The sequence below is a fragment of the Enterobacter cloacae complex sp. 342H5 genome (genome assembly GCF_050030905.1).
Classification (GTDB): domain Bacteria; phylum Pseudomonadota; class Gammaproteobacteria; order Enterobacterales; family Enterobacteriaceae; genus Enterobacter; species Enterobacter intestinihominis.
Genome location: NZ_JBLGVB010000001.1, coordinates 55,712 through 72,706 on the forward strand (window position 1 = coordinate 55,712; position 16,995 = coordinate 72,706).

General features: G+C 57.2%; 16 protein-coding genes. 7 read left to right on the forward strand and 9 right to left on the reverse strand.

From position 1 onward, the window contains the following. Positions 1–121 precede the first annotated feature (121 nt). Positions 122–1,072: a LacI family DNA-binding transcriptional regulator gene (locus tag ACQG03_RS00295; RefSeq protein WP_426726060.1), complete on the forward strand. Its 951-nt coding sequence runs from the start codon at positions 122–124 to the stop codon at positions 1,070–1,072. A gap of 74 nt (positions 1,073–1,146) precedes the next feature. Here the strand turns inward: ACQG03_RS00295 and ACQG03_RS00300 are convergent, their stop codons facing one another. From ACQG03_RS00300 to ACQG03_RS00320, 5 genes are all read right to left on the reverse strand, one after another. Next, positions 1,147–1,419, reverse strand: coding sequence for a YicS family protein (locus ACQG03_RS00300; RefSeq protein ID WP_063163355.1), 273 nt, complete (start codon positions 1,417–1,419; stop codon positions 1,147–1,149). 120 nt (positions 1,420–1,539) lie between these two features. Then, positions 1,540–2,904 (reverse strand): efflux transporter outer membrane subunit, encoded by a 1,365-nt coding sequence (locus ACQG03_RS00305; protein ID WP_022646568.1) that lies wholly within the window; start codon positions 2,902–2,904, stop codon positions 1,540–1,542. Next, positions 2,904–6,014: an efflux RND transporter permease subunit gene (locus ACQG03_RS00310; protein ID WP_063163354.1), complete on the reverse strand. Its 3,111-nt coding sequence runs from the start codon at positions 6,012–6,014 to the stop codon at positions 2,904–2,906. Before ACQG03_RS00310 ends, ACQG03_RS00305 begins: the two co-directional genes overlap by 1 nt. Further along, entirely contained in the window at positions 6,014–7,135 is a 1,122-nt protein-coding gene (locus ACQG03_RS00315) for an efflux RND transporter periplasmic adaptor subunit (protein ID WP_038414997.1), read from the reverse strand. Before ACQG03_RS00315 ends, ACQG03_RS00310 begins: the two co-directional genes overlap by 1 nt. A gap of 147 nt (positions 7,136–7,282) precedes the next feature. Then, a complete protein-coding gene (locus ACQG03_RS00320; protein ID WP_022646570.1) occupies positions 7,283–7,852 on the reverse strand; it encodes a TetR/AcrR family transcriptional regulator in 570 nt (189 codons plus the stop codon). A 185-nt stretch (positions 7,853–8,037) separates the two neighbouring features. On the opposite strand from ACQG03_RS00320, the gene ACQG03_RS00325 reads away from it, so the two are divergent. After that, the gene (locus ACQG03_RS00325) at positions 8,038–8,457 is read left to right on the forward strand and encodes a GNAT family N-acetyltransferase (RefSeq protein WP_022646571.1); all 420 of its coding nucleotides are present in this window, start codon (positions 8,038–8,040) and stop codon (positions 8,455–8,457) included. Here the strand turns inward: ACQG03_RS00325 and ACQG03_RS00330 are convergent. Then, positions 8,454–9,101, reverse strand: coding sequence for a TetR/AcrR family transcriptional regulator (locus tag ACQG03_RS00330; RefSeq protein ID WP_063152615.1), 648 nt, complete (start codon positions 9,099–9,101; stop codon positions 8,454–8,456). The two genes, ACQG03_RS00325 and ACQG03_RS00330, sit on opposite strands and share 4 nt — an antisense overlap. 78 nt (positions 9,102–9,179) lie before the next feature. Here ACQG03_RS00330 and ACQG03_RS00335 point away from each other — a divergent pair, with 78 nt between their 5' ends. The 5 genes from ACQG03_RS00335 to ACQG03_RS00355 all read left to right on the forward strand — a co-directional run bounded on the left by ACQG03_RS00335 (position 9,180) and on the right by ACQG03_RS00355 (position 14,242). Continuing rightward, complete coding sequence (locus ACQG03_RS00335; RefSeq protein ID WP_046621848.1) at positions 9,180–10,679, forward strand: MDR family MFS transporter; 1,500 nt, start codon at positions 9,180–9,182, stop codon at positions 10,677–10,679. Positions 10,680–10,908: 229 nt separating this feature from the next. Then, positions 10,909–11,709, forward strand: a complete 801-nt coding sequence (nlpA, locus tag ACQG03_RS00340; RefSeq protein WP_063163353.1) for a lipoprotein NlpA — start codon at positions 10,909–10,911, stop codon at positions 11,707–11,709. 288 nt (positions 11,710–11,997) lie between these two features. Next, positions 11,998–12,777: an MBL fold metallo-hydrolase gene (locus tag ACQG03_RS00345; RefSeq protein WP_038415003.1), complete on the forward strand. Its 780-nt coding sequence runs from the start codon at positions 11,998–12,000 to the stop codon at positions 12,775–12,777. Between the two features lie 25 nt (positions 12,778–12,802). After that, positions 12,803–13,789, forward strand: a complete 987-nt coding sequence (locus ACQG03_RS00350; RefSeq protein ID WP_063163352.1) for a GlxA family transcriptional regulator — start codon at positions 12,803–12,805, stop codon at positions 13,787–13,789. Between the two features lie 123 nt (positions 13,790–13,912). After that, positions 13,913–14,242, forward strand: coding sequence for a hypothetical protein (locus ACQG03_RS00355; RefSeq protein ID WP_063163351.1), 330 nt, complete (start codon positions 13,913–13,915; stop codon positions 14,240–14,242). Between the two features lie 140 nt (positions 14,243–14,382). Here the strand turns inward: ACQG03_RS00355 and ACQG03_RS00360 are convergent, their stop codons facing one another. The 3 genes from ACQG03_RS00360 to ACQG03_RS00370 all read right to left on the reverse strand — a co-directional run bounded on the left by ACQG03_RS00360 (position 14,383) and on the right by ACQG03_RS00370 (position 16,915). Beyond that, positions 14,383–14,556 (reverse strand): hypothetical protein, encoded by a 174-nt coding sequence (locus ACQG03_RS00360; protein WP_159425306.1) that lies wholly within the window; start codon positions 14,554–14,556, stop codon positions 14,383–14,385. A gap of 165 nt (positions 14,557–14,721) precedes the next feature. After that, positions 14,722–15,810 carry an AAA family ATPase gene (locus ACQG03_RS00365; protein WP_063163349.1) on the reverse strand — a complete coding sequence of 363 codons (1,089 nt, stop codon included), beginning with the start codon at positions 15,808–15,810 and terminating at the stop codon, positions 14,722–14,724. Positions 15,811–15,955: 145 nt separating this feature from the next. Beyond that, complete coding sequence (locus tag ACQG03_RS00370; protein WP_063163348.1) at positions 15,956–16,915, reverse strand: YbgA family protein; 960 nt, start codon at positions 16,913–16,915, stop codon at positions 15,956–15,958. Between the last annotated feature and the right edge of the window lie 80 nt (positions 16,916–16,995).

The following is a 16,995-nucleotide window of genomic DNA, read 5'->3' on the forward strand; positions in this document are numbered from 1 at the left end:
GTGGAAACGGAAAATCGGTTTCCATGGAAAACGGAAACGGATATACTCCGTTCTGGCTATAATGTGAGCCGTAGCGGTGATGGAAATTACAGACGCCAGTTGCGTCTGACAGGGGAGAGAGATGTCTACAATCAACGATGTATCGCGTCTGGCCGGGGTGTCCAAAGCCACGGTATCACGGGTGTTGAGCGGGTCGCGTGGCGTTAAAGAAGCCAGTCGACAGGCTGTTCTGAGAGCGGTGGATGAGCTGAACTATCGTCCGAACGTGATCGCCCAGTCGCTGCTCAGCCAGTCGACGGGCTGCATTGGGGTGATTTGCGCGCAGGAGAACATTAACCAGACCACCGGTTACCTGTACGCGCTGGAAAAACACCTCAGCCAGCATCAAAAACATCTGCTGCTGCGTTTCGCACACACGAAAACAGAAGTGATGAACGCCCTTGAAGAACTCTCCTGCGGCTTATGTGATGACATTCTGGTGATTGGCGCGCGTTTCCCGCTGGACGTGGACATGGACAACGTCATTCTGGTCGACTGTATGGAAGCCGATAACGCCAACAGCATTCAGTTCGATCACGCGTTCGCGGCTGAAACGGCCTGCAACTATCTCACCAGCCAGGGGCGTCGCCAGATAGCACTGATCCACCCGCACGGCAGCGGCTTTGCCGATCAGGTGCTGCTGGGCTACAAACATGCGCTGGAGAAAAACTTCCTGCCCTTTAATCGCAACCTCGTGTTTATGGACGCGACTTCATCGTCCGTTGCGCTTCAGGAATTACTCAACAACGCGTCCACGCTGAACTTCAACGCGCTGCTGGTGGCAGACGAGCAGGAAGCCCAGCGGGTGATCCCGCAGTTACAGGCGTTTAATACATCGGTACCGGAAGACATCATGGTCTTCAGCCTCGGCGGTTCGCTGCATCTCCCGGGTATTCCGGTGATCCCGGCCATTGAGTATTCCATGGACGCCATGGCGGCGCGCATCGTGAGTTGGCTGACGGCGAAAACGCAGATGCTCGGGTCCTACGTTCTGCGTGGGGATTTGATTATTCCGGATGTGCGGAAGCGTTAAACATGTGATGTAGGCCGGGTAAGGCGCAGCCGCCACCCGGCGCTCAACCCTCAGTAATCTTCCATACAATCCACCTAACTTACTGCATCCCAGTAGGCGTCCAGGTTGTCACGCTTCACGGCGGTGATGGCATTTTTGATCAGCAGCTGATTGGCCTCAGACGACAAAATCATCGCCTGCCAGGCCTTATCGCTCTGCTTTTTCTGCGGGGTACAGGTTTTCTTCACATCTTTCAGGACCTGCTGTTTTATCTGGGCCTCTTTCTCCGGAGCGCTCTTCTCCAGCGCGTGAACAAACGCAGCGAAAATCAGGCAAACGAGCAGGCAAACCAGGTGTGCAGATTTCATTGAGACCTCCGGTAAAGTCACAGGCTTTCTCTGAAATGTATCGTTACATTCAGGCAGGCGATTCCAGCCGAAAGTATGAATTTACTTTTCACCTGGTATGAGAATCGCCCTCTCAGGCCGTTACTGAACCCCTCCACCCAGCGATTGCCACAGCGTGATGCGGTTTTCCAGGTCGGTTTGCTGCAAGGCAATCAGTGATTCCTGTGCCGACCACAGCGACCGCTGCGCGGTGAGCACCGTCAGATAATCGCCCGCGCCAGCCTTGTAACTGCGCGTCGCCACATCCAGCGTTTTTTGCTCCGCCGCCACGTATTCACGCTGGGCATCAAGCTGTTCGCTCAACGTTTCGCGCCGCGCCAGCGCGTCGGCCACGTCCTTAAACGCGCTCTGGATGGTCTTCTCATAGGTGGCGATTAGCCCCTTCTTCTCCGCTTCCGCATAGCGCAGCTGCGCCATATTGTTGCCCCCGCTAAACAGCGGCAGGGTGATGGACGGCGCGAACGACCAGACCTTCATGCCGTGGCTGAACAGGGATGACAGCGAATCGCTGCCGACGCCCGCGCTGGCGGTCAGTGAAATGGTCGGGAAGAAGTTGGCGCGTGCCGCGCCGATGTTGGCGTTAGCGCTCAGCAGGTTATGTTCCGCCTCCTGAATGTCCGGGCGACGCAGCAGCGCGCTGGAGCTGACGCCCGCCGGGATCAGCGTGATGGCGTTATCGCTCAGGCTCTCCAGCGTGCCGGGCAGCAGGTTCTCGGGCACCGTATCGCCCGCCAGCAGGTTAAGGGCGTTTTTGTCCTGCATCACCAGCGTCTGGTAGCTCGCCACGCTGGCGCGCGCCTGCTGGTAAACCGCCATCGCTTCACTGACGTCCGTGGCCGCTGCCACACCTACTTCCTGCTGACGTTTGACGATTTTGAGCGAGTTCGCGGCGCTCTCCAGGGTGGATTTCGCCAGCGCCAGATTGCTGTTATCCGCCGCCAGCGTCACCCAGGCCGTGGTCAGCTCGCTGACCATCGTCAGGCGCGTGTTCTGCGCGGTGAACTCGCTGGCAAGCCAGGTTTCACGCGCGGCGCGCGACAGGCTCTGGTTGCGGCCAAACAGATCCAGTTCGAAGCTGGAGACCGTGCCGTTGGCTTCGTCGCTCGTCGCGACGCCGCTCGCCAGCGTGCGGCTGCGGGTGTGGCTCAGTTCCGCGTCCACCGTCGGGAACAGGGAGGATCGCGTTTCGCCATACTGGGCACGGGCGGCGTCGATATCCGCAATCGCTTTTTGCACGTCGCGGTTGCTGTTGAGCGCCATCGTCACCACGCTTTTCAGCCGCGCATCATTCATCACCTGCTGCCACTGGCTCACCACGGCGCTGGCTTCGCCGTGCGCGCCGGGCAGTGTGGCCGGAACGGGTGCGTCCGGGCGCTGATACGTGGGATCTAATGACACACAGCCTGCGCTCAGCAGTGCTAACGCTAAAACAGTTACACGAAACATTATGACCTCCGGTTTGCGTGCTTACCGGAGAACAGACGTTTCACCAGTACAAAGAATAAAGGAACAAAGAAGATAGCCAGCAGCGTCGCGGCCAGCGTCCCGCCGATAATGCCGGTGCCGATCGCCACGCGGCTGTTGGCCCCCGCGCCGGTGGCAATCGCCAGCGGCGTCACGCCTGCGATAAACGCCAGCGAGGTCATGATGATCGGACGCAGACGCGTCTGGGCGGCCCGCAGGGCGGCGCGCGTCAGGGAGTAGCCTTCGGCCACTTTGGCTTCGGCAAACTCGACAATCAGAATGGCGTTCTTCGACGACAGACCGATGGTGGTCAGCAGCGCCACCTGGAAATAGACATCGTTGCTCAGGCCGCGCAGGGAGGCGGCAATGGCCGCGCCCAGCACCCCAAGCGGGATCACGAGGATCACCGAAATGGGCACCGACCAGCTCTCATACAGTGCCGCCAGGCACAGGAACACCACGAGGATGGAGAGGGCATAAAGGCTCATCGCCTGACCGCTCGCCAGTTTTTCCTGCAACGACAAACCGCTCCACGCCCAGGTGCTGCCGGACGGCAGGTTATTCGCCAGCTGCTCCATTTTGCTCATCGCCGTACCGGAGCTGGCGCCGCTGGCGTTCTCGCCCTGAATTTCATACGCCGCCGAGCCGTTGTAGCGCACCAGGCTTTCCGGGCCATACTCCCAGCGTGTGGTGGCGAAGGCGGAGAATGGGGTCATAGTGCTGTCGCTGCCGCGCACATACCATTTGTTGAGATCCGACGGTACCGCGCGATAGTCGCTGTCGCCCTGGATGTAGACCTTTTTCACGCGGCCACGGTCAATGAAGTCGTTCACGTAGGTGCCGCCCCAGGCGCTGGACAGGGTGTCGGTGACGTCGCTCAGGGAGAGCCCCAGCGACACGGCTTTGTTGTTATCGATATCCACCTGAAGCTGCGGCATCTGCGGCAGATCGTTGGCGCGCACGGCGTGCAGCGAGCTGTCCTGATTCGCTTCGCCAATCAGCTGGTTACGCAGTTTCAGCAGCGCGTCGCGGTCGGTGCCGCCGCTCGCCATCAGCTCAAAGGTAAAGCCGTTGCTCTGGCCCAGACCGTCCACTGCCGGCGGTGTCATCGCAAAGATGGTGGCATCGCGGATGGCGCTCAGCTCCTGCGTGGCGCGCAGGGCAATGGCCTGCGCGGTGTTTTCCTCGCCTTTACGCTCTGACCAGTTTTTCAGGGAGACGAACGCCATCCCGGCGTTCTGGCCGCTGCCGCTGAAGCTGAAACCTTCGACGGTAAAGATCACGTCGGTATTGGCTTTCTCTTTGGTGAGGAACCACTCGCGTACCTGGCGGCTTACCTCTGCGGTACGCACCGCGGTTGCACCGGCAGGGAGGGTGTACTGCACCATGATTTCTCCCTGGTCTTCGGTTGGCAGGAAGCTGCCCGGCAGTTTCAGCATGGCGAACCCCATCGCGCCGCAGAGCAGGGCGAAGATCACCAGCATGCCGCCGGAACGGCGCAGGGCGCGCAGAACCTTATTCTGATAGCCGTGCTCGGTCTTACTGTAGAAGCGGTTAAACGCGCCGAAGAAGCCCTTTTTGTGCGGAGCGGTGTGATTCAGGATCGAGCCGCACAGCGCGGGCGTCAGGGTCAGCGCCACCACTACGGAGAGGAACATCGCCGAAATAATGGTGACCGAGAACTGACGGTAAATGACCCCGGTAGAGCCGCCGAAGAAGGCCATCGGCAGGAATACCGCAGAGAGCACCAGCGCAATGGCGATCAGCGCGCCGGAAATTTCGCCCATCGATTTTTCGGTCGCTTCCCGGGCGGGCAGCCCTTCGTCGCGCATAATACGCTCGACGTTTTCCACCACCACGATGGCGTCATCCACCAACAGTCCTATCGCCAGCACCATGGCAAACAGCGTCAGGGTGTTGATGGAGTAACCGAACAGCGCCAGCACGCCGAAGGTGCCCAGCAGCACCACCGGCACAGCCAGCGCCGGGATCAGCGTTGCGCGGATGTTTTGCAGAAACAGGTACATCACCACCACCACGAGGATAATGGCTTCGAACAGGGTCTGAATCACGTCCTCAACGGAGATCTTGATGAACTCGGTGCTGTCTTTCGGGTAGGCCACGTCGTAGCCTTCCGGCATCGACTTTTTGAACTCGGCGATCTTGTCTTTTACCGCCGTGGCGGTGTTAAGCGCGTTGGCGCCCGGCGAGAGCATCACCGCCATACCCGCCGCCGGGTGGCCGTTCAGCTTCGCGGTGGCGGTGTAATCTTCGCTGCCCATCTCCACGCGCGCGACGTCGCTGATGCGCACCACCGCACCGTTGGACTGGCTCTTGACGATGATTTTTTTGAACTCATCGACCGTTTGCAGACGCGACAGAGCGCGGACGGTGGCGGTCAGCTGTTGGGCGTTCGACGAGGGCAGCGCGCCGATTTTACCGGCGGAGACCTGGACGTTCTGCGCTTCAATCGCGCTCTGCACGTCGGAGGGCATCAGCGAGTACGACGCCAGCTTAGCCGGGTCGAGCCAGATGCGCATCGCGTATTCTGCACCGAACACCTGCAGGCTGCCGACGCCATCCACGCGCGCCAGCGGATCCTGCATATTACTCACCAGCCAGTCGGCGATATCCGAGCTGCTGGCGGTATCGGTTTTGTCATACACGCCCATGATCAGCAGGAAGTTGCTCTGGGATTTTTCGACGGTGATCCCGGACTGCTGCACCTCGGTCGGCAGGCGCGATTCCGCCTGCTGGACTTTGTTCTGCACCTGTACCTGAGCGGTGTCCGGATCGGTTCCCTGTTCAAACGTGACGTTGATGCTCACCGACCCGTCCGAGCTGCTGGTGGAGGTGAAGTAGAGCAGGTTATCCAGCCCGGTGAGCTGCTGCTCGATCACCTGCGTCACGCTGTTCTCCAGCGTTTGTGCGGAGGCGCCAGTGTAGGTGGCGGAGATTTTGATCGACGGCGGGGCAACGTCCGGGTACTGCGCAACGGGCAGCGTGCGGATCGCCAGTATCCCGGCGAGCATGATGAGATTGGCGATAACCCAGGCAAAGACCGGGCGACGCACGAAGAAACGGGAAAACATCAGGCGTTTCCTCCGTTGGTTTTCATCTCTTCAGCTTTCACTTCCTGCCCGGCGGTGACTTTGTCGGTGCCTTCCACAATCAGCTTATCGCCCGCCTTCAGGCCATTCAGCACCAGCCATTTATCGCCGTAGGTGTCGCCCGTCTCCAGCTGACGCTGCTCGACCTTGTTGCTGGCGTTCACCACCAGCGCGGTGGCGGTACCTTTGGCGTCGCGGGTGATGCCCTGCTGCGGCGCGAGGATCGCGTCATTCATGATGCCTTCATCCACTCGGGCGCGGACGAACATGCCCGGCAGAAGCTGATGCTGCGGGTTCGGGAAGACGGCGCGCAGGGTGACTGAGCCGGTAGACTCATCCACCGCCACTTCGGTTAACGCCAGATGGCCTTTTTCGCTGTAGCTGCTGCCGTCTTCGAGGATCAACGACACGTTCAGCGTATCGCTGTTGCTGGCGAGGGTTTGCTTGCGTAATCGCAGCAGATCGGCGCTGGAACGGGTTAAATCGACGTACATACTGTCCAGCCCGCGAATAGTGGCCAGCGCGGTATCCTGCTGGGCGGTCACCAGCGCGCCGGGGGTCACAGAGGAGATGCCGATACGTCCGGCAATCGGCGCGGTGACGGTGGTCCAGTTGAGGTTAATGCGGGCACTTTCCAGCGCGGCTTTCTTTGACTCGACGCTGGCCTTGTCCTGCGCGCAGGTGGACTTCGCGTCTTCCGCATCCTGACGTGATACGCCGTCATCCTTAACCAGCTGCGCATAGCGCCGGGCTTTCTGGCAGTCGGCCTGCACCAGCGCCTGCGCCTGTTTCAGTGCGGCGGCAGCTTCATCATAAGCGGCGCGGTAGCTGGAAGGATCGATCTGATACAGCGCCTGCCCGGCCTTGACCGTATCGCCTTCGGTGAAGAGCCGTTTCTGAATAATGCCGCCCACCTGAGGGCGCACTTCGGCGCTCATCGCGGCGGCGGTGCGGCCGGTCAGCTCGCTGACCACGGACACCGGCTGGCTCATGAGTGTGACAATCCCCACTTCCGGAAGAGGACGCTGGGGAGCAGATGTTTGCGCATTATCGCACCCTGTCAGGAGGAGTAATGCTGCGATGGAGGTTGTTATGGTTTTCATAATCTTTTTCCAGGGTGAACGAAGCCTGCCCTGTTAATCGCTTAACAGGGAGGAGGGCTAATTAAAAGCACAGCGATCCCGCATCTCTGGCAGAGCCAGAAATGAAAAAAGGGAAATTACTTATTTCCGCTAATTATTCACATGCGATTACTTCGCAGAGAAAAGCATATTTAAAATATTCTGGTATATGGGCTCTAATTGTTCTGACGGTACTTTTAAAGGCGTGAGTCGACGGTAAATCGTGCCTTCGATCATCACGGCGGTAATCTCCACGCAGCAGCGAATATGCTCATCGCTCAGGTGGGGGAACTGCTTTTTCAGGTGCTCACAGGCGTTGGCGAACATGCGGGCTTCGGCTTCGATCAGCATGTTTGCCACCAGCGGATTGCGCGTGGCCTCTGCGGACATTTCGAGCATTAGCGCATCATCATCTTCGTTAAGCGTCTGGCGCCAGGCAAGCGCCTGCGGCATCCCTTCAACCAGGGTTTTGCCCTGCATCTCCTCAATACGTGAGTCGATAATGCGCCGGATCATCTCTTCAATGATCGCGTCTTTGTTACTGAAATAGCGATAGATTTGTCCGACGCTGAGCCTGGCTTCGCTGGCGATCTGCGACATGCTGGCAGCGTGAAATCCACTGGCGCGAAAGCAGCGGCGCGCGGCGGTGATGATTTCGTCCTGCCGTAGTTTTTGTCGTTCTTCCAGCTTTGTGCTCATCGTCGGCTACCGTAAAAAGTGAGAATGATCGTTCTCATTATACGTTTTCGGAGCCTATTGGAAAGGTTTTTTTTATTTACATATTGAATGAATATTTCCTTGTTTAAACAATGGAGGAAATAAGGAGTTTTTATGAAGGTTAAGCTGTGAGATATTCAGATTGCGCTGAAAATAAGGAGAGATTTATGCATCTGAGCATTACAGATAAAGTCACGGCTGAAGAAAAAGAAGAATTATTAACGGGGCTAAGAGCCTATAACGCGCAGTATTTAGATCTGGCGACGTTTAGTGGCGATATTGGCGTATATGTGCGAGACGACAACGGCGTCATGCTGGGCGGGTTAATCGGCGTACGTAAAGGCGACTGGCTGAATATCGACTTTCTGTGGGTCAGCGACAGGGTGCGGGGAACGGGCGTCGGCAGCCAGCTGATCAAAACGGCTGAAGAGGAGGCCCGTCGTAAAGGGTGCCGTCACGCGCTGGTGGATACGGTCAGCTTCCAGGCGCGTCCGTTCTATGAAAAACAGGGTTATCAGGTGCAGATGTCCTTACAGGATTACCCTTATCAGGGAATGCAGAGACACTATCTGACCAGGGATCTTTAACCACCGATCCCGTTGCCGATCACGGCTAACACGTGGCGCACAACGATCTCCGGCGAGAGAGCATTAAGCCTCTCGTCATTGCGCATGCGAGAGAACGGCACCAGCACCAGGCTCAGCAGCGTCGTGAACAGCAGTTCGGGGGCCAGCGCCGGATTCAGCTTTCCTTCCTGCTGCCAGCCTTTGATGGTTGCCAGCGTGGTGTGATATTTCTCATCGCCAAAGCGCTCCTGCAAATGCGTACGCAGTACCGGCATCTCGCCGATCACCTCCTGCATCCACAGCGGGGCAAACCAGCGATACTTTTCCGCCAGTTCGGACAGCACCCTGACCATTTCCGTCAGGGCATCCACCGGCGAATCCCGGTTGTCGGCGAAAATTGCCCCGATCCGCTCACGTAACGGCAGGAAGCGCTCCTCAATCATCGCATCCAGTAACTGTTCTCTGGAGTTGAAGTAGTAGTGCAGCATGGCGGGCGTCACGCCGGCTTCGCGGGCAATAGCGTTCAACGACGTATTGGCGATCCCCTGGCGGGAGAAGAGGTTCAGGGCGATGTCCAGCAGCTGTTCGCGGCTGGCGGTAACGCGCTTGCCGCCGCGCGGACGTCCGGGGCGGCGGGGTTCAGAATTGTCTTTTAGTGCTGGCACGGTCACGCTGTCTCTTGATCTTATCCATAACTTACCTGAATATTAATTATTCGATTAATTAATTTCAAGCGATCTCTTATGGAGTCTGACGTAATGACTCAACCTGCGAAAAACGCACCGTCGATAAAGCTGCTGTTCAGCGCGCTCCTGCTGGTGATGCTGCTCTCGGCGCTGGATCAGACCATTGTCTCCACCGCGCTGCCGACCATCGTCGGCGAGCTGGGCGGGCTGGATAAGCTCTCCTGGGTGGTGACAGCCTATATCCTCAGTTCGACCATCGTGGTGCCGCTGTATGGCAAATTCGGCGATCTGTTTGGCCGTAAAATCGTCCTGCAAATCGCAATAGTGCTTTTCCTGGTGGGCTCTGCGCTGTGTGGCCTGGCGCAGAACATGACCCAGCTGGTGCTGATGCGCGCCCTGCAAGGGCTGGGGGGCGGCGGCCTGATGGTGATCAGCATGGCCGCCGTGGCGGACGTGATCCCGCCTGCCGATCGGGGTCGCTATCAGGGGCTGTTTGGCGGCGTGTTTGGCCTGGCGACGGTGATAGGCCCGCTGATCGGCGGGTTTATCGTTCAGCATGCATCCTGGCGCTGGATTTTCTACATCAACCTGCCGCTGGGGCTGTTTGCGCTGCTGGTGATTGGCGCGGTATTCCACGGCAGCGCGCGGCGCAGCAAGCATGAGATTGATTACCTGGGGGCGATTTACCTCAGCATGGCGCTGCTGTGCATCATTCTGTTTACCACCGAGGGCGGTACGATCCGCCAATGGAACGACCCGCAGCTGTGGTGCATTCTGGCCTTCGGCCTGACGGGGATCGCCGGGTTTATTTACGAAGAGCGGCTGGCGTGGGAGCCGATTATCCCGCTGTCGCTCTTCCGCGACCGCAGCTTCCTGCTCTGTAGCCTGATTGGCTTTATCATCGGCATGTCCCTGTTTGGCTCCGTAACGTTCCTGCCGCTCTATTTACAGGTGGTGAAAGACGCCACGCCAACGCAGGCCGGCTTGCAGCTGATCCCCCTGATGGGCGGGCTGTTGCTCACCTCCATCATCAGCGGGCGCATCATCAGCCGCACCGGGAAATACCGCCTGTTCCCGATCCTCGGCACGCTGCTCGGCGTGGTGGGGATGGTGTTACTGACGCGCATTTCAATCACCTCCCCAACCTGGCAGCTGTACCTGTTTACCGGCGTGCTGGGCATGGGGCTGGGACTGGTGATGCAGGTGCTGGTGCTGGCGGTGCAGAACAGCGTGTCAGCCGATCAATACGGCGTAGCGACCTCTGGGGTGACGCTGTTCCGTTCCATTGGCGGGGCGATTGGCGTTGCGCTGTTTGGCGCGGTGTTCACCCATATTCTGCAATCAGGGCTGATCGACAGGCTGCCGGAAGGGGCGGAACTGCCGCGCGAACTAAATCCCGTTGCCATTCACCATCTGCCTGATGCCCTGCGTCTGGACTATCTGGATGCGTTCGGCTCGGCTATCCATGCGGTGTTTATGCTGGCGGCGGGGATTATGGTGCTGGCATTTGTGCTGTCGTGGTTTTTGCGCGAAGCGCCGCTGCGTCGGCAGGCGTGAGGTTAGCGGTTCTGCTTGCGCCTGGACTACCGTAGCCTGATGCCCATCGCCCGGTGGCGCTACGCTTACCGGGCCTACACGTCTACCGTCACGTAGGCCGGGTAAGCGCAGCGCCACCCGGCAACAGGCCGCATATAACCTATCCGTATTACTGATTCCTTTTCGTTTTTTAGCCTGCCGTCTCGTTGTCGATATAGTCTTCAAAACCACTGTCGAAAGGAACTGTCTCGTGAAATTTCAGTTGAGTGCTCTGGTGCTCGCGGCCCTGCTGCTGGCAGGTTGCGATCAAGGCGGCAATGATGCCAAACACATTAAAGTCGGCGTGATTAATGGCGCTGAGCAGGACGTGGCGGAAGTCGCCAAAAAGGTGGCAAAAGAGAAATACGGTCTGGATGTTGAGCTGGTGGGCTTTAGTGGCTCGCTGCTACCTAACGATGCCACCAACCAGGGCGAACTGGACGCCAACGTCTTCCAGCATCGCCCGTTCCTCGCAGAAGATAACAAGGCGCACAATTACAAGCTGGTCGCCGTGGCCAATACCTTCGTCTTCCCGATGGCGGGTTACTCCCGAAAGATTAAATCGGTGTCTGAGCTGAAGGATGGCGCAACCATTGCGATTCCAAACGATCCCACCAACCTCGGTCGCGCGCTGTTGCTGTTGCAAAAAGAGAAGCTGATTACCCTTAAACCAGATGTGGGCCTGCTGCCGACGGCGCTGGATATTACCGCGAATCCCAAAAACGTACAGATTATGGAGCTGGAAGGGGCGCAGCTGCCGCGCGTGCTGGACGATCCGAAAGTGGATGTGGCCATCATCAGTACCACCTATCTTCAGCAAACGGGGCTGTCTCCGGTACATGACAGCGTCTTTATTGAGGACAAAAACTCGCCTTACGTGAATATAGTGGTCACGCGTGAAGACAACAAAGACGCCGAAAACGTGAAGGAATTTATCCAGTCCTATCAGTCGCCGGAAGTGGCGAAAGCGGCAGAGACCATTTTTAACGGCGGTGCGGTGCCGGGCTGGTAAGCCACGGTCAGATTTGCCATTCCGCCTCTTTTAAGCGAACAAGCGTGGTACTAGAAGGCATTGCTCAGCTTCACTCAGCCGTGTGATGGGGAGGAAGGCTTAATTACAATCGTTAGCTGGTGCTGACAAGTGGAATGACGGTAAACGACGATATAGTTTCGATCCGCTGGAAAGGGTGCGCAAGCGGTTTATCGATTGACCCGATTTCATCGATCATCGCCCTTTAGCCCACATTCTTAACGGCACCCTGGGGCTATTCTCCTTCACATACCAACCGGAGGATAGCCCATGAACATTACGCAAATTCGCAATGCCACCCAGCTGATCACTTACGCGGGAAAACGCTTTTTAATCGACCCAATGCTGGCGCCAAAAGGTGCTTATCCGGGTTTTCCCGGCACCGCGCGGGCCGATATTCGCAACCCGATGGTCGAGCTTCCCGTTGACGTTCAAACGCTGCTGGACACCGATGCGGTGATCGTCACCCATACCCATGACGATCACTGGGATCAGTATGCCGTTGAGCTGATCGCCAAAGACAAGCCGATCTACGTGCAAAATGATAGCGATGCCGCGCTGCTACGCGGACAGGGCTTTCAAAACCTGACGGTCATGACCGACGAAACGACGTTCGGCGATATCCGGATTGCGAAAACTTATGGCGGCCAGCACGGCACTGACCGCGCTTACGCCGTGCCGGAGCTGGCAGAGCGTCTGGGTGAAGCCTGCGGCGTGGTCTTCCGTCATCCCGATGAGAAGACGCTTTATATCGCAGGGGATACCATCTGGCGCGACGCGGTTGCGGCCGATCTACAAAAGCATCAACCGGACGTTGTCGTGCTCAACGCTGGTTACGCCCACGTCATCGGGTTTGGGCCAATTATCATGGGGGAAGAAGATCTGCTTAACGTGCATTTCCTGTTGCCGCAGGCGAAAATCGTGGCGACCCATATGGAAGCTATCAACCACTGCCTGCTGACCCGCCGCGCGCTGCGCGAGTATGTTGACGCCAACGAGATAAGTGACGCGGTGAGCATTCCTCAGGACGGCGAAACCGTTATATTCTGAGTGTTAAAGGGGAAAGGAGAGACAGATGCCGCTTGTTAACGTTGCTATTGTCGCGGTGGACGGGTTTAGCCCGTTCCACTACTCCGTCCCCTGCATTCTGTTTGGCGATACGGTATCCGGGGAAAAGCGCTTTAACGTCACGATCTGCGCTGAAAAACCGGGATTCCTGACCTCGAAAGACGGTTTTGCCCTGCATGCGACGCAGGATTTTTCCGCGATCGCATCGGCTGAAATTGTGGTTGTACCCTACTGGCAGCACGTACTGGAGCGCCCGCCTCAGACGCTGCTCGACAGCCTGGTTCAGGCCAGAGACAACGGGGCGGAAATTGTTGGGCTGTGTCTGGGATCGTTTGTGCTGGGCTATGCCGGCATACTCAGCGGCAAACGGGCCGCCACCCACTGGGAGTTTGAACACCAGTTTCAGACGCTGTTTCCGGACGTTCGACTGGACATCAACGCGCTCTACGTGGACGACGGCAATGTGATCACCTCGGCGGGTACCGCCGCCGCGCTCGACTGCTGTTTGTATATCATCCGCCAGCGCTTTGGCAGCGTCGTCGCCAATCAGATTGCCCGCCGGATGATCGTCCCGCCGCACCGCGAGGGCGGGCAGGCGCAGTTTATTGCGCAGCCTGTGCCGAAAGATACCCGCGACGGGCGGATTAACTGTCTCATAGACTACTTTCAGCAGCACATTTCCGAGCCGCATAACCTGGATTCGCTGGCGGACGTGGTGTCGATGAGCCGACGCACGCTGACCCGCCATTTTATCAAGGCGACGGGCATGAGCGTTGCCGACTGGCTTACCGCCGAGCGCCTGCGGCGCAGCCAGATCCTGCTGGAGTCCGGCAGTCTGCCAATTGAAAGCGTCGCTGAGCAGGTGGGGTTTTTATCAGCGGTGACGTATCGGCAGCAGTTTAAGGCGCGCTTTGGCGTCAGTCCGGCGGAGTGGCGTAAGACGTTTCGCGTTAAGCCGTTTGCAGCGAAAAATAATGCTGGCGAGATGGAATAAAAAGACGTGGGCGACTTCTTTGCCTTTAAAGCGGGCGGTAATGGGTATGCATCAGACGGGTTACTAGCACTTCTCTTCCGGTTAAGATAATCCACGTTACTTTCCAGAAGAAAAGGTAGTGGCATGAACAATATTGAAACGCAGTTACTTGAATCAGGTTTCACCGTAAAGGAATTAGCGTATCTGAACCGAAACGTTAGCCGTTATGGTTCATCCCTGCTCGAGGTGGTGCTTGAGTTGGGCAAGCGTTTCATCATGGTACTGTGTATTACTGCGGCTGTGGCTCTGATTTTCCTGGCGCTTCTTTTTTTCGCTGAACATTACAATATTGTTTCCGGCGGTATTTCTCTTTTCATCGTATTGATTATTGCCTGGTTTTTTCAACCCCCAATCATTGCTTACAAAGCCTGGCGCTTCAGAAAGAAATACATTCGTTCTGGCCAGACGCATTAGAAATTAAATCAAACGAGACTTTTGCAGAGACACCCCAGCCGACAATTTTCATAGTGAGCGCTGCGCGATTCATTCCGTCGACTTTACGGTAGAAATCCAGCGGGAGATAACGTAACCGACGACTTTGTTATTTTCTTTAACTAGTTAATCTGAGCAAAAAGCTGAGCAGTACGGGAGCGAAGCATTCTGCTTTGCTCAAGAAGACTTTCGTTCTCAGCCCGGATGTTTTTCAGGCACTCCATGCACTCCTCATCACTTCTGGCCGCCCGGGTAGCGCTAAATTGTTGCATCACAAACTGCCGAATATCATCCATAAATTTAATCCGTGCGAGTCCGTCGCTGAGATGTTGCCCTCCGACAATATTCGCAGTATTGATAATCTGTCGCGAGCGCAGAATTCGCCGAAGGTATATACCGACGGAAATCATCTTCGTCGTTGATGGCGACCTTGAAAGTGGTGACTGCATAAAAGAAATGCATTACCCCAGCCGCTCCATCCGCGTCTCCCCCTCCACCATCGACAGCTGATACAGCGAAAACGATCGGTGCTTCTCAATCAACTGCGCCAGCTCCGGCGAGTGGCTGGTGAGCCAGATCTGCGAGTAGCGGCCGGCCTCGGCAATGAGGCTTGCCAGAGCGGGCAGCATCTGCGGATGCAGGCTGTTTTCCGGTTCGTTGAGGGCGATGAATGCGGGAGGGCGCGGGCTTAACAGCGCCACCGCCAGGCACAGAAAACGCAGCGTCCCGTCGGAGAACTCTGCCGGTTCCAGCGGCCTGCTCAGCCCCTCGCGCTGCATCATCATGCGGAAGCGCCCGCCGGTGTTGTCGCTGTAAAACACGCAGCCGGGGAAGGCCTGGTCGAGAATGCGCATCAGCAGCAGCTCGTCGCCAATTTCGACAATGGTCTGAAACGCGGCGGCCAGGTTCGCGCCGTCGCTGGCCAGCACCGGGGAACGAAAACCCACCTGCGGCGCACGGATCGCCGAGCCGGATGAGACGGAAAACTCATGATAAAAGCGCCAGTTACGCAGGGACTCGCGCATCTGCGACACTTCGGGATAGAGGTGCGGTTCGCCGAGCTGCCCGAACACCGACTCGTTCTCATACAGCGTACCGCTGTGGGTCACTTTTTCGTGATGCACGTTGTTCAGGAATACGGCCTGGTTCTTACGCTTCATCAGCTGTGACGACGGACGACGGTGCTGGCCGCTCAACCAGATAGATTCCTCTTTGATCACCGGATCGAGCTGAAACTGTGAGGGATAGGGCAGCTTTTCCACGAACCCGACCTGAAGCTCATATTCATAGGTTTCCGTTTCCACCGCCAGGTTCATGCGCCGCAGCTGATCGCTGCGGGTTTTGCCCGCCCAGAACACTTTCAAAATTCCCCCCTCGTTTGCCAGCGCCTGGGAGAATTGCCCCTGCGCCGCGCTGTGCATCAGGTAAATCGCTTTATAAATATTGGATTTTCCGGTGCCGTTGGGGCCGAACACGATGTTGAGCTGTTCCAGCTCAAGCGACATATCGCGAATTGAGCGGTAGTTCTGAATATGCAGATTTTTGATCATCGGGGTACTCCGCTGTGCATGCTTAACCTGTACAGAATTACAGTATTTTACGCTGAGCGCAAAAAAAAGACGACAGTGAGGGTGTCGTCTAAACGGGGTACAGCTTTGGGCCTCTGTGGGTCAATGGGCCTTCGCTTCTTTCTTATCAGGTAACGTCCAGACGCAGACCCAAATCATCAGGATAGGGATCAAAGTAGTTTTGCGTCATCAGATACCGGTCAGGGTATTCAGCCAGATAATGCTTAAGCAGCGTCAGCGGCGCGAGGATCGGCAGCAGTCCGTCCCGGTAATGCAGGATCACATCACGCAGTTCTCCGCGCTGGCGGCTGTTCAGCTGGTTACGGAAATAGCCCTGAATGTGCATCAGCACGTTAGTGTGATTCTTCCGCGAAGCGGGTTTTTTCAGGATATTCATCAGTTTGTCGCGATAGGCCACGAAAAACGCGTCCAGATCGTCCCACTCATGCAGTGATGCCACAAACGGACCAATTTCACGGTAGCCTGCCTGATGGTGCGCCAGAAGCTGAAGCTTATAGCGGCTGTGAAAGTCCAGCAGGGCACGGCGCGTCAGGCCATTTTTACGCATTACGTTCAGTTCGTGGAGAGCAAAAACGCGCTCAACAAAGTTTTCCCGCAGTACCGGATCGTGCAGGCGACCGTCTTCTTCGACGGGCAGCCAGGGGAAAGTTTCAAGGAGGGCGGCGGTGAACAGCCCGACACCCTCCTTGCGGCCCCGGTTGCCGTTTTCGTCGTACAGCCGCACGCGCTCCATGCCGCAGCTAGGGGATTTTGCACAGACGATAAACCCTGACAGATCGCCGATTTTCGGCAGATAATCTGCCGTAAATGCGGCCATCTTCTGCGTGACGTCATCGTGCGGCGCTTTGCTGAATCGCATTTCTGTCTCGCCGCCAGTGGTCATCACCAGGCGCAGCGCCGGACGAGGCGTGGGCAGGCCGATAGCCATTTCAGGGCATACCGGGCGGAAAGCGACCCACTGCGCCAGCTCATCCATCACAAAGCCCATACGCTTATGCCCGCCGTCAAAGCGAACGGCGGAACCGGTCAAACATCCGCTAATACCCAGCACAGGTTTTGTTGTCATGATGTGCACCTCCCGATCTCATATCTAAAAGTTACACAACAATGCGAGTTTGTCCAAGTATTGGCGGGATTATTTTTTAA

Coding starts and splice junctions, on each gene's coding strand:
- ACQG03_RS00350 (WP_063163352.1), top strand. CDS start 12,803: ATGCCGCTTGTTAACGTTGCTATTGTCGCGGTGGACGGGTTTAGCCCG.
- ACQG03_RS00310 (WP_063163354.1), bottom strand. CDS start 6,014: ATGTTTTCCCGTTTCTTCGTGCGTCGCCCGGTCTTTGCCTGGGTTATC.
- ACQG03_RS00370 (WP_063163348.1), bottom strand. CDS start 16,915: ATGACAACAAAACCTGTGCTGGGTATTAGCGGATGTTTGACCGGTTCC.
- ACQG03_RS00325 (WP_022646571.1), top strand. CDS start 8,038: ATGCATCTGAGCATTACAGATAAAGTCACGGCTGAAGAAAAAGAAGAA.
- ACQG03_RS00355 (WP_063163351.1), top strand. CDS start 13,913: ATGAACAATATTGAAACGCAGTTACTTGAATCAGGTTTCACCGTAAAG.
- ACQG03_RS00345 (WP_038415003.1), top strand. CDS start 11,998: ATGAACATTACGCAAATTCGCAATGCCACCCAGCTGATCACTTACGCG.
- ACQG03_RS00360 (WP_159425306.1), bottom strand. CDS start 14,556: ATGGATGATATTCGGCAGTTTGTGATGCAACAATTTAGCGCTACCCGG.
- ACQG03_RS00295 (WP_426726060.1), top strand. CDS start 122: ATGTCTACAATCAACGATGTATCGCGTCTGGCCGGGGTGTCCAAAGCC.
- ACQG03_RS00335 (WP_046621848.1), top strand. CDS start 9,180: ATGGAGTCTGACGTAATGACTCAACCTGCGAAAAACGCACCGTCGATA.
- ACQG03_RS00365 (WP_063163349.1), bottom strand. CDS start 15,810: ATGATCAAAAATCTGCATATTCAGAACTACCGCTCAATTCGCGATATG.
- ACQG03_RS00300 (WP_063163355.1), bottom strand. CDS start 1,419: ATGAAATCTGCACACCTGGTTTGCCTGCTCGTTTGCCTGATTTTCGCT.
- ACQG03_RS00315 (WP_038414997.1), bottom strand. CDS start 7,135: ATGAAAACCATAACAACCTCCATCGCAGCATTACTCCTCCTGACAGGG.
- ACQG03_RS00320 (WP_022646570.1), bottom strand. CDS start 7,852: ATGAGCACAAAGCTGGAAGAACGACAAAAACTACGGCAGGACGAAATC.
- ACQG03_RS00305 (WP_022646568.1), bottom strand. CDS start 2,904: ATGTTTCGTGTAACTGTTTTAGCGTTAGCACTGCTGAGCGCAGGCTGT.